Source organism: Avibacterium paragallinarum (assembly GCF_900450705.1).
GTDB lineage: Bacteria > Pseudomonadota > Gammaproteobacteria > Enterobacterales > Pasteurellaceae > Avibacterium > Avibacterium paragallinarum.
On sequence record NZ_UGHK01000002.1, the window covers coordinates 115,951 to 128,484 of the forward strand.

Below are 12,534 nucleotides of genomic sequence, written 5' to 3' on the forward strand. Positions count from 1 at the left end.
GGATTTCCTTTTTATCAAAGCAAATTTTGCGATACCGCTATGATAAGCACAAACCTTAGCCTGATAAACGGTGTCGCTTGAGGCTTTGGCGTTACGCTTAGCTCAATAAAAGTGCGGTGTTAAAAAATGCTTGTTTTTGATCTGCACCGCACTTTACATTGGGTTATGTTGCCTTCTCTTGCATATAAGGAAGATTGCCTTGCCTTTAACTATAGTCGTTTGATTTCAAAATAATACGGCGTTACATCGCCTTGCTGTACTGTCTGTGGATCAAAGCCTTGTCTTATTTTGAACTTAAACGACTATAAAATGATTGCACAACGAAGAATGCTAACGCTACGCAAAAAATAAAAAAATCGAGTTACCAATGTACTCGATTTTTAAACTCGCGTTGTCAAATTGATTTATTTGTTACGTCATCACAAATTTAGCCTAATAACTTCACTCCATATTCATAAATTTGCTGCAACAATGCCAATTTTTCAGGGTGATTTTGGTTTTCTTCCACAAGGTTTTGTAACTCTTGCTCAAATTGCACCGCACTTTTTTCTAGCTTGTTACGGCGGTATTTATCCCATCGCACCTGCTCTGCTCTGCTCAAAGTTTTATAGAAATGTCGCGCACGGTAATGGAATAACAACGCCTCTACCCGCTTATCTTGGAATGTTAGATTGTGTTCTGAGAGTTTTTCAGGCGGTAAATCACGCAAAATCGCCATATTATTTTTATCATTAATGCCAAAAAAGCCACTGTATAATTCCGTTTCCACATTATCACTTGGCTCAAATACCCGCTCGTCAGTAAAAATTTGTAGCACTTTATCGCGAATTTCCGTATTTGCACGCAATTTCGCGAGATTATCCAAACAACGCTGGCGATCAATGCCTAAACGCTGAGCATTTTCAGGTAATAAGGTTTTCGCGGGGGCAAGAATTGGGCATTTATTAATATGCACCAATTTTAACGGAACAGGTAAAATCCCTTGCTGTTCGAGTTCGGATTTTTTCGTGTATAAATGTTGCTGTAATTCGACCGCACTTTTACTCAGCAAATCCTCGATATTGCTATCTAAATCACAAACAATCACCGCATTTTTATTGGTTGGGTGCCACGCAAGCGGGGCGATCCAAGTGGTATTGCCACGATAATTCCCCAACATTCCTGAAACGTGAACTAAGGGGGTCATCGTCGCCGTATCAATCATTGCTTCAAGGGATTTTTTATCGCGATGTTCAAAGAAAAACTGGAACAATCTCGGTTGTTTTTGCTTAATCAGCTTCGCCATTTCAATGGTGGCATACACATCAGCCATTGCATCGTGTGCATTGCTATGCTCTATTCCATTGGCTTTGGTGAGATTTTCCAAGCGGAATGAAGGCATTCCTGCGTCATCATAAACCCAATTTATTCCCTCAGGACGCAAAGCATAACAAGCCCGCACCAAATCCAACAGATCCCAGCGAGAATTGCCGTTTTTCCAGCTATATTCATAGGGATCAATAAAGTTGCGGTAAAAAGTATAGCGGGTCATTTCGTCATCGTAACGAATATTATTAAACCCCATTACGCAGGTGTTCGGCACGGAAAATTCTTGCAAAATTCGCTGAGCAAATTCCGGTTCGGGTAAGCCTTTTTCATTGCATTCTTGCGGTGTAATCCCCGTTACCATTACCGCACTGGGCGAAGGCAAATAATCATTGGTTTGCTTGCAATAAAACATCACAGGCTCGCCAATAATGTTGAAATCTTTATCGGTACGAATGCCCGCAAACTGTGCGGGGCGATCCGTCGCGGGATTGATGCCGAAACTTTCGTAATCATAAATAAAAAAGCTGAAATCATCTTTCATTGTCTTACCTTGCTAAAAAAGGTTCTAAATAAAATAGGCTGAGGATAGCTAAAATACCAAGCACTATGCCTACCCCATTGATTTTACTTATTTTTTCTTTGAATATAACCACGCCGATAATTGCACCAAGGCAGATTACACCAACATTCATTCCAGCAAAAACAAATGTTGGGTTTTGGTTAAAGAATTGATGTGCTCGAATATAAAATAGAATATTCATAAAATTCAAACTACCTAATATGATGCCGGCGAGCAAACTTGATAAATGCCATTGCGTGCGTTTTATTAATAAAAATACAAACATTACACACATCGCTATTGTAAAGGCGATAAATAAAGTTGTAGGAAAGGCATTGCCCATTTTAGCAGTTTGTTTGAATAAAATATCAATCATACCGTAACCTAGCCATACACTTAATAAACTCAGCCCACCCTTGATAGAAAGCTGATTTTGTCCGCGAGGCTTTTTGATCAAACAAAATAATGCGGAAAAGGCCAAAATAAGGCTGATAACTCGAGCTAAATTAAGTGTTTCATCAAACAAAATAAAAGCGGATAAAATAGGAAGAAAAAGCGATAAGCGTTGAGCGGCATCAGCACGCACAATACCCGTAAGTTCCACTGCTTTTGACATAATGAGGAAAATACTCGGTAATAACAACCCGAGAGTGAGAAAAATTCCGCTATTTTCATTTTGAATAATAAAATCAGTAAAACTCAGCCCTTGAAAATTAGGTATCAGTAAAAAATAGCTTAATAGTAGTGCAACCACATAATTAAAGGCAATAGATTGCTCAATTGCAACATTAAACCTTCTCGCTGTTTTCAACAATACGGAAACAGCAACACTACAAAGAATAGCAAGAAACAAATAATGCATTTTTGCTCCGTAAATTCAGAAGGAGAAATAAAGTGCGGTCGAAAAATAAGAGAATTTTATACCGCACTTTGATTAAGTTAGGTGTTTACGCCGAAGCCTCGCAAGCCAACAACGTGAACTTGCTCTTGGTTGCCTGAAATTTTCCGCACCAGTTTATAGGTTGTACCTTTCTCTGGGCTGATATTTTCAGGGGCAGCAATGAGTAATTGCATATCCAAGCGAGAGCAAAGCTCAAATAAGGTGGAGATGGATTTGCCGTCTAAACGTGCCGCTTCGTCAAGGAATAGCAAGCGACAAGGCACGATGTCTTTACCACGAATACGGCGGCTTTCTTCTTCCCAACTTTGCACCACCATTAGCAAGATCGACATACCCGTACCGATGGCTTCTCCGGTGGATAATGCGCCACTTTCTGCACGCAACCAGCCGTCTGCACCGCGGAATACTTCCACTTCGAGATCGAGGTAATTACGGTAGTCAAGCAACTCTTCGCCGATGGTTTGGGCGGTACGTTGCCCCATATCAATATGCGGATTTAATCGCTGATACAGCTTCGCAATGGCTTCCGAGAACGTAATGCGATTATCGCTAAACAGATCTTGATATTCTTCTTGATGACCGGACAAGGCATCAAGCAACATTGCGTGGGTATCGCGAATATTCACCACTAAACGCACGGATTTCACTTGTCCAAAGGCGATGTTTTGTAACCCTTGGTTCAGCATACGAATGCGATTTTGCTCACGTTGAATGGTTTTTCGCATAATATTCGCCACACTTTCAGAGCTGATCGCCAATTTTTTCTCGCGACTTGTCAATTCTGCGGTCAAACGAGAAAGTTCAATTTCCATTTGCTCAATGGCATCAATCGGATCTTCTGTTTTGATGATGTCTTGGCGAATCCGCTCACGCAAATGCTGATACACCGCAATAAAGAACCGCACTTTGTTTTCTGGCTTGCGATTATCTTCTGATGAACGCAAGGCATCACGCAGATATTCATTATCCGCCACGGCGGTTCGCAATGCCCCAAGGGCTTTATCTGACATTGAACGCAATTCATCAGCAGAAAGATAGGCTAATTCACGGCGGTTCAAGCGTTTTTCCACATCACTATTACGAGATAAATGCAACACTACGCACCAGCTTGCTTTCATTGCCACCACAAGTTCACGCTGTGTTTTGTAATCACGCTCCGCTTTGCGAATACGGCGGTTTAGGTTTTCGCTTTCACTTTCGATAAGCGTTAATTGTTTTTCTAAATAACGGCGGCGGTTACGCACGGTTGAAAGCTGTTGCGAAAGCTCATCACGGCGGGCTTGTGCACGTTGCTCTGCCCCCTCATCAGCACGCACGCCAAGCTGGTTGATTTCTTCCAACAGTTCATTAAGCACCTTATTTTTTTCTTCATAAGAGCTGCGTAATTCAATGTACACTTGGTTGTATTGAGCAAAACGAATTTGTTTTTGCCGCACTTGTTCACGCTGTTGCTCACGCTGTTGCTGTACTTGCTCTAAACGCTGACGCAACTGTTCGTTTAGCTCGGAGGTTTCTGATTGTACGCTGTCTTTATAATCAAAATGGGCTTTGCGTTGCGCCACATCTGCTAGGGCAAAAACTCGCATTTGCACTTGTTTTTGCTGAGTAACCGCGTGATCGTATTCCGCTTTTAACCGCTCATAATTTTCGGGATCACTTTGTAAAGAATTGGCAATCGGTTCAAGCTGTGACAATGTAACGCCATATTGACGAATGAAATGTTCGTCTTGCTCCGCTAAATCCAACTGCTCACGGCATTCTTCAATGCGATCGATTAAACTTTCATCATCAAGTAAATTTAATTGCGGAATGAGTTTATTGAGTAGCTGTAATTTTTCTTTTGCCCCGTCTAACTTAATACGAAGTTGTTGCTCGGTGCTGCTAAACAGCCCTAATTCCCGCTCAATTTCCGTTTGTTCACGGCGAATTTCTGCCATTAATTCTTCAGGATTTGGCTGGAACGCTAAAGCAAGATGTAAGCCCACAAACTGGCTGAAATGTTCGTGTAAACGCTGGCATTTTTGCACATCAAAAGCACATTCTGCGTATTGCTCTGATATTTCATCACGCTCAATGTGTAATTGCTCAAGGCGTTTTTCCCGTGCAGCTCGCCCAAATAATGGAATTTCAGGGAATTTAGAATAACGTAACTGACGATCCGAAACCTGAACCACTACGCCTAATTCTAATTCCTGTGCGGATAACACATTGTCATCAAAAGCACTTGGATCGCCCTCAATCAGATACAAATCATCAGGGCAATCATCAAGTTGAGCTAATTGGGCTTTCACCGCTTCCAGATCACGCACCACAATGGCGTGGCGAGCGGGGCCATATAATGCCGAGAAATAAGGTGCGTCATCAATCGGCACATCATCATAAAGTTCAGAAAGCAACACACCGCCAAACCGCTCAGCAAGCACATTCAAACGCGGATCTTCCGAGCCATCGGGCTGATTTAAACGCGAAATTTGCTCATCAAGTTGCTGGCGTTTTTGCTCAAGCTGATCCCGTTTAATCGTCAATTCACGCTCTTTTACTAACAGCGATTGCATAAAATTCATTACATCTTTGCTGTCTTCAAAGCGGGAATGGCTTTGCTCTTGCAAACGCTCTAAGGCAGATTGTGCGGTCAGCCACGCTGGAGCTTTAGTGGCATTCTCGTTATAACGGGCGTTTAATTGCTCGCGTTTTTGGCGTAATGTCGAACGTTGCTCAACCTGTTCAGATAATTCTTCATTGAGCTCTTCGACCAAATTTTCTTGCTCAGCATAGTAGGCTTCAATGTCGTCCGCATTTTCCAGTTGCAATTCCGCACGTTGATTAAATTCCCTTAATAAACGCACAGAACTTTGTTGTTGTTGATAACGTTGCTCTAATTCGTGCAATTTGCTACGCAGTTGAGGCGTTTGCTGAGCTTGCACTTTTTGGCTTGGATATTCACGCAATAAGGCTTTCGCACTTTCCCACGCCGCTGAGCGAGGCATTTCACCGGCAATTTGGCAAACCAGTTGATAAGCTTTATCAAATTGCGATTTTGCCATTTCAGAGATAGACATTTTTTGTTCTAGCTCTAAGACCTTGTTGGTGAGATCCTCTGCCTGTGCAGCAAATTCGGCGTGGTAATCTTCCACGTTTTTAGTGGAAAGATCCGCTAAACCGCAAAGGGTTTTCGCTTTTTCAAGAGCCTGAATGGCTTGTTGATATTGCAAACCTCGAGTTTGTTGGGCATCGAGGGCTTGTTGATAGTCCGCTAGTTGCCCACGCAGTTGATCCACTTCTTGCTCATACTGCTCTAATTGGGCTTGGCTTTCTTCGTGCTGCTCACTCGCCTCTTCCACAACAAATTTTTGTTCTTCTAATTTTTCGCGTAAACTTTCCACGTCCTCTTGATAACGAGAAATTTTTTCTTGATGACGTAGTGCATTTAACACTAAATTGAGATGATCCACCGCACTTTGGTGATCCACCTCTAAGGTTTGCTCATTGTCATTAAGCTCAGCCAATTCGCGGCTGAAATCTACTAAACGATGTTGCGATAAATCCCGCTCAGATTTGGCTAAATACCATTCTTTACGATGAGCCAATGCCGATTCCACATTTCCACGGCGTTCGTTAGCATTACGCATATAGTCCGATGCCACATAGTTTGTGGTTTCGGTGATGAGATGTTTAAACAAATCACGATCGGATTGGGTAACCTTAATGGCTTCAAGGGTCATTCGGTTTTCACGCAACGCACTTTCCATATCTTGGAAGGCTTTACGCACGCCCAAATTTTCGGGCAATAAGTAATCACGCAAAGAACGGGTGATCGCACTGGAAATCCCCCCGTAAAGGGAAGCTTCGATCAATTTATAAAACTTGCTTCGATCTGATGAAGAGCGTAATCGTTTCGGGATAATACCGAGATCAAACATCATTCCGTGATAATCGGTGATGGAATGATATTGCTTAAATTGTCCGCCTTCGGCTTCCATTTTCTCTTTTAATTCATTGAGCGTTAGCACGCGTGCTTGGCGTTCATTGACGGTTTCGGTAAACACGGCGGTTGGGGTAACAGACAGTGGTAAACCTTGAATAGAAAAGGTTTTAATGTCCACTTTTTTATCGCGTCCTGCCACTTGTTGCAGCCTTGCCCCCACTAAAACACGTTGATGACGTGAGTTCACCGCATCTAACACCGCATAACACACACCTGGTTTTAATTTCCCGTGTAGCCCTTTATCCCGCGAGCCTGAGGTCGCTCCCGCTTCAGTGGTGTTGCGGAAATGTAAAAGGGTTAAATCAGGAATCAGTGCAGTAACAAAACCTGCCATTGTGGTGGATTTCCCTGCCCCGTTTCCCCCTGATAAGGTGGTAACGAGTTCGTCTAAATCAAAAGTGCGGGCGAAAAAACCGTTCCAGTTAATTAGGGTAAGGGAGCGGAATTTTCCTCGCTCAACGCTTTGTGAAGTGGCGACAAGGCTTTCTTGTGCGTTTTCTGCCTGTTCCGTTTCTTGATCGACAAGGGTTAAATCATCATTTTCTAATTCAAATTCCTTCGACATTATTCTTCCCCTTCTTCATCAATTTCTTCAAATTCGTCATTTTTTAGCACCGCACTTTTCTCTTCTTGTAAAGACTGTGGCGTTGCCGCTTCTCCCTCGCGGATCAAGCGTAATTGGGCTTCCATTGGGTCATCACCTGCACGCACTTCTGCCCCAAAACGAAACACCGCTTCAGAAATAACAAATTTACCGCTATGTTGTTCGCCCACTGTTGAAATCATACCCAAACGGCGTAAGCGATTTAATGCTGCACGCACTTTCTCGGCAAGTTTTTGCTTATCCAAATCTGATCCCGAAGAACGTTGATTAACCGCCTTGAGCAATTTGTTTTCATCGGCGAGATTTAACAATTCATCATACACTTCTTGCGTGCTGAAAATTCCTTGCTGAGCAAGGCGTTCAGGGCTTAAATACAAATAGCACAACACTTTCCCCACCAACATTTCTAATTCAGATAGTATCGAACGTGCAATCAGCGTGGTCGCTTTAGGACGCAAATAGAAAAAGCCCTCAGGTGCACGGATTAATTCCACATTATAACGGCGATAAAAATGATCCAGCTCGTGCTGAAAATCCATCAAAAAGGCGTGATTGTCTAATTGCTCCAGACTAATATGTCGCCCCGCACGCAACTGGCTATCTACCACAGGAAAAAGTGGATTAGCAATGGCTTGGGCTAATTTGGCTGGGATAATGTCTTGAATATTATCAATCATATTTTTCTCTACTAAAAATCTAAAAATAGTTGTTGATTAAGATTTTTTCTTGATACTAATGTAAGTTGAGAAATACTTTTTTCTGCAATAAAAGATTCATTTCTCTTTATGTGCATTTTCTCAATATGGCAAATCGCGTTTTTGATCTCCATTGCAATAGCTTTTATAACTGGCACACATACACTATTACCAAATTGTTTATAAGCTTGAGCATCTGAAACAGGAATAATAAAATTTTCAGGGAATCCTTGTAATCTAGAAGCTTCTTTAGGCGTAAGCTTTCGAGGATTTTTACCTACCTGCTCAATTAATATCTCACTACCGTCTTTATAATACCGTGCTGAAATAGTATTGGTATATTCTGAATTATGATTAAACAAACCATAGCCAAAGCCTTTTCCATTCTTTTTATTTTCTTCTTTTCTGCGTTGATGCCCAGCCCATAATCGATCCGATATTGTATATTTGCTATCTACTTCTTTTTCTAAAATATCCCCCACTTTAGTATCTCGATTTAGTGGTTTTGGAAAACAGAAAGAAAGGCTATGATCTAAAAAGCCTACTAAATATACTCTTTCTCTATTTTGAGGGATACCAAAATCTCTGGCACGCAATACATCAACATAAACTTTATAACCAGCTAATTGTAAATGCTCCAATATTATCTTTAGCGTATTACCGTTATCATGACCTTTTAGCTGCTTAACATTTTCAAGTAAAAATATTTGGGGTTTTTTTGCCAGTAAAATTCGTTCTATATCAAAAAATAATGTTCCTCTTGTATCAGAGAAACCTTTCTTCAATCCTGCTTGTGAAAAAGGTTGACATGGAAACCCCGCCAATAATAAATCATGATCGGGTATTTCTAGCTCATTTATTTTCGTAATATCTCCAGCGACTGGTTCATTGCCAAAGTTTGTTTGGTAGGTTTTTATAGCATATTTATCGATTTCTGAAGAAAACACACAACGTGCATCATTAAAAACTTGTTCTATCCCTAAACGAATTCCACCAATTCCAGCAAAAAGATCAATAAATTTAAGCATCTTATTTACTCCAATAATGTTGAATTGTAGAAATTTCTTCAAAAAAATAAGTTTCAAAATCAATGATACTTCTCTTGTCTTTTAGATGAGATTGCTTTTTTACATAATCCAAAACAACTAATACAATATTATGAGTTCCCATTTGTATTGCTTTACTTTCCGAAATATCATCATCTACAGTTAATAAATAAATGTTAGGAATATTAGAGCGACTAACCTCTTCAACAACTTCTTGCCAACGTTCTCGGAGTGTTGTTTTCATTGAGCCAATAATTGTCTTGTCCCTACGCTCATTAAATGCTTCAACACTCGGTAAAATAGAATCAACAACTTTTCCTAATCCTAAAGACGAAAAACATTTTTTTCCTACTTTAGTTTGAGAATCAAAAGAATAATTAAAATATTCATATAAATAGTAAATAATTCCTTCAAATGTCTTGCCTGCTCTTGAACGTCTTGATTGAGTATTGCTTAAGCAAAGCTGATAAATATAGGGGCTAATATGAGTTGCATAATCGCCAACTAAATTAACTAATCTTTTTCTTATTTCTTCAGAATCTTGAATATTTTCATTAATTAATTTATCTGTCAGTATTTTGATAACCTCTTTAGGAGTATCAAATTTTGAACTAATCTCTTTTAAAATAACACCATTAAAAATAGCTTCTTCTTTTAAATATTCATTATATGCAAATTCTCTCAGATATATAATAACTTGAGAAATTTTCTTATCTTGTAACCATTTTTCTACTTTTTTACTATGTTCTTTTGTTGCTTTTTTGGCATTGTCTTTAGGGCTGGAGATTAATTCATTCCTCTTAGTTTTAATAAAGTTAGAGAACTCCTTCTCTTCTTTTTCCGATAATTTAATTAATATTTCTAGATCTTCTTGTTTTGCCACTATCTATTCCTTTCAATTATACTCATCAATTCGATGGGCTTGCACTTCTGCCCCTTGTTGGTTAATGGCTTCCCATTGCGGATAAACCCCGCTTAAGTCGCCACTTGCCATTCCCAATCGCACCGCTTGATCCACAATAATGCGAGCGACATCAAAATGGCGGGCGAGCGGATAGTTTTCCAGTTGCGTTCTAAGCACCTCACTGAGATTAATCGGGCGACGGTTTTCACGATAAGCGATCAGCAAGTTTTGCATATGCTCGACAATTTGTTCGTGCAAATCGGCTAAACTTTCGTATTGCAATTCCTCAGGCAATTCCCCAAGGGCATCTTCTTCACGCAAGACTAATTCTTCATCACGCAAATCCACCAAACGTTCGGCTTGGGCTGTCCATAAATACCAAGGGCTATCAAAATAATGTTGAATAGATTGGCGTAAACGCTGAGAAAAGACGCGATTTTTGTCCATATCAATGGCAGTACGGATAAATTTATGCACGTGGCGGTCATAGCCAATCCATAAGTCAATAGACTGTTGCCCCCAGCTGATAATGCGGTCTAATTTGGCTTGTAAATCCGTAATCAGTTGATCGATAAAGGATAAATTTTCTTGACCGATTAGCGAATCTTGAATGCGTAATAATTGGGCTTGGAGCTTATCACCTGCGGAATTGAGCGTATCTTGCAACTCGCGTAAATTGTTCGAGGTTTCATCAAGTAAGCGTTCACAGCTTGAAATCGCCGCCTGCCAATCTTTGGTTAATAATTCAACGATTTCTTCTTTAATGCTTTGCTGATTTTCGTCCATAATTCGCTGAGAAAGATCGATACTGTCAAAAATCTCCGCCACCGAAAATTTCAACGGAGCAAACACATTACGCCGCCAATGATGTTCATCGCCACCTTGCTCGGCTGCCTCTGAAGCACTTTGGATTTCATCAGCCACAATGGCTAATTGCACAGAAAGGCGTAAGGCAGAAAATTCACGCTGGCGAATATAATAATCTGACACGCCAACCCCAAGCGGCGTTAAACGGTAAATCGCTAGCCCCTCAGTAAATTCACTGCTAAAACGGTTAAGAAAACGCTGTTTCACCAATTCATTAATGGCATTGTTGGCTTTGGTGGCGATATTGTCTGAAGATTGCTCAAAGGCTGAGGCGATATGACGAAAAATATCCACTAAATCCGTTTCGAGCATTTCGCCATCTAAGCGTTCATTATTATAAATCGCAATGGCAAGCAAAAAGGCTAAACGCTCTGTAGGCAGGCTGAGAGAAAACTCCCGCTCCCTCGCCCAAGAAACCAATTCAGGGATTGTTTGTGATGTTTCAAGCATTGTGTTTTCTCACAAGCAAATAAAAATTAGACAAAAATTGGCTTGATTATACAGGATTTTTTCCCGATCTTGTAGATCGTTTTTTTGCCCCATTTTTTATGCTGTGGAAAATCAAAGTGCGGTCTAAATTTACTACGTTTTTTACGCTTCCCCTTAAAACCCGCATAATGCCTATTGGAAAAAATGCGATTACCCCTTACTATACGCAAGTTTTTTAACTTGACCTAACCGAATAATAAATCCAATGAGCGAAAATCTAACTTCTCAAAACGAAAAAAATAAGAAACAAATCTATAATTTCAATAAGTTACAAAAACGCCTACGCCGTAATGTGGGCGCGGCCATTGCCGATTTTAATATGATTGAAAATGGCGATAAGGTAATGGTGTGTTTGTCTGGAGGGAAAGACAGCTATACCCTATTGGATATTTTGCTCAATTTACGCCTCAACGCGCCGATTCATTTTGACATTGTGGCCGTAAATCTAGATCAAAAACAACCAGGCTTTCCCGAACAGGTTTTACCTGAATATTTAGCCAGTATCGGCGTGGATTATAAAATCGTCGAGGAAAATACCTATGGGATTGTAAAAGAAAAAATCCCAGAGGGAAAAACCACCTGCTCCCTTTGCTCACGCCTCAGACGAGGGATTTTATACCGCACGGCGACCGAGCTAGGTGCAACTAAAATCGCACTCGGGCATCACCGTGATGATATGTTAGAAACCTTGTTTTTGAATATGTTCTATGGCGGCAAACTCAAATCAATGCCCCCAAAATTAATCAGCGATGATGGCAATCAAATTGTGATCCGCCCTTTGGCATATTGCAAAGAAAAAGACATTGAAAAATATGCCGTTGCGAAACAATTCCCGATTATTCCTTGTAATCTCTGTGGCTCACAGCCCAATTTACAACGCCAAGTGGTGAAAGAAATGTTGCAAAAATGGGATCGCCAATACCCAGGACGTATCGAAACAATGTTCAGTGCAATGCAAAATATTGTCCCGTCCCATTTATGCGATAAAAATTTGTTTAATTTCAAAGATATCCAACGCGGACAAAACTTAGATGGCGTGGAGGGGGATATTGCTTTTGATAAACAAGATCTGCCTGCTACCCCATTATTCCAAGATGAAGATGAACAAACAGATTTCAGCCAAAATGAGCAAATAACCTTTAAAGTGGTTGATTAGTTGATTAATGATAGCCTCTA

General features: G+C 40.5%; 8 protein-coding genes. 1 reads left to right on the forward strand and 7 read right to left on the reverse strand.

Annotated elements, in window-relative coordinates:
• Window positions 1-427: 427 nt before the first annotated feature.
• The 7 genes from sbcB to mukF all read right to left on the reverse strand — a co-directional run bounded on the left by sbcB (window position 428) and on the right by mukF (window position 11,319).
• A complete protein-coding gene (gene sbcB / locus DXZ23_RS05060) occupies window positions 428-1,849 on the reverse strand; it encodes an exodeoxyribonuclease I (protein ID WP_017806609.1) in 1,422 nt (473 codons plus the stop codon).
• Window positions 1,850-1,853: 4 nt separating this feature from the next.
• On the reverse strand, window positions 1,854-2,729 hold the full coding sequence (locus tag DXZ23_RS05065) for a DMT family transporter (RefSeq protein ID WP_017806608.1): 876 nt from the start codon (window positions 2,727-2,729) through the stop codon (window positions 1,854-1,856).
• 77 nt (window positions 2,730-2,806) lie between these two features.
• Complete coding sequence (mukB, locus tag DXZ23_RS05070; RefSeq protein ID WP_021724290.1) at window positions 2,807-7,318, reverse strand: chromosome partition protein MukB; 4,512 nt, start codon at window positions 7,316-7,318, stop codon at window positions 2,807-2,809.
• Window positions 7,318-8,034: a chromosome partition protein MukE gene (gene mukE, locus DXZ23_RS05075; RefSeq protein WP_021724291.1), complete on the reverse strand. Its 717-nt coding sequence runs from the start codon at window positions 8,032-8,034 to the stop codon at window positions 7,318-7,320. Before mukE ends, mukB begins: the two co-directional genes overlap by 1 nt.
• Window positions 8,035-8,045: 11 nt before the next feature.
• Window positions 8,046-9,080 (reverse strand): DNA cytosine methyltransferase, encoded by a 1,035-nt coding sequence (locus tag DXZ23_RS05080; protein WP_017806605.1) that lies wholly within the window; start codon window positions 9,078-9,080, stop codon window positions 8,046-8,048.
• Window position 9,081: 1 nt separating this feature from the next.
• Complete coding sequence (locus tag DXZ23_RS05085) at window positions 9,082-9,981, reverse strand: type II restriction endonuclease (RefSeq protein WP_017806604.1); 900 nt, start codon at window positions 9,979-9,981, stop codon at window positions 9,082-9,084.
• 12 nt (window positions 9,982-9,993) lie between these two features.
• Window positions 9,994-11,319 carry a chromosome partition protein MukF gene (gene mukF, locus DXZ23_RS05090; protein ID WP_017806603.1) on the reverse strand — a complete coding sequence of 442 codons (1,326 nt, stop codon included), beginning with the start codon at window positions 11,317-11,319 and terminating at the stop codon, window positions 9,994-9,996.
• 244 nt (window positions 11,320-11,563) lie between these two features.
• Between mukF and ttcA the strand changes: the two genes are divergently transcribed.
• The gene (gene ttcA, locus DXZ23_RS05095) at window positions 11,564-12,514 is read left to right on the forward strand and encodes a tRNA 2-thiocytidine(32) synthetase TtcA (RefSeq protein WP_017806602.1); all 951 of its coding nucleotides are present in this window, start codon (window positions 11,564-11,566) and stop codon (window positions 12,512-12,514) included.
• Window positions 12,515-12,534 lie beyond the last annotated feature (20 nt).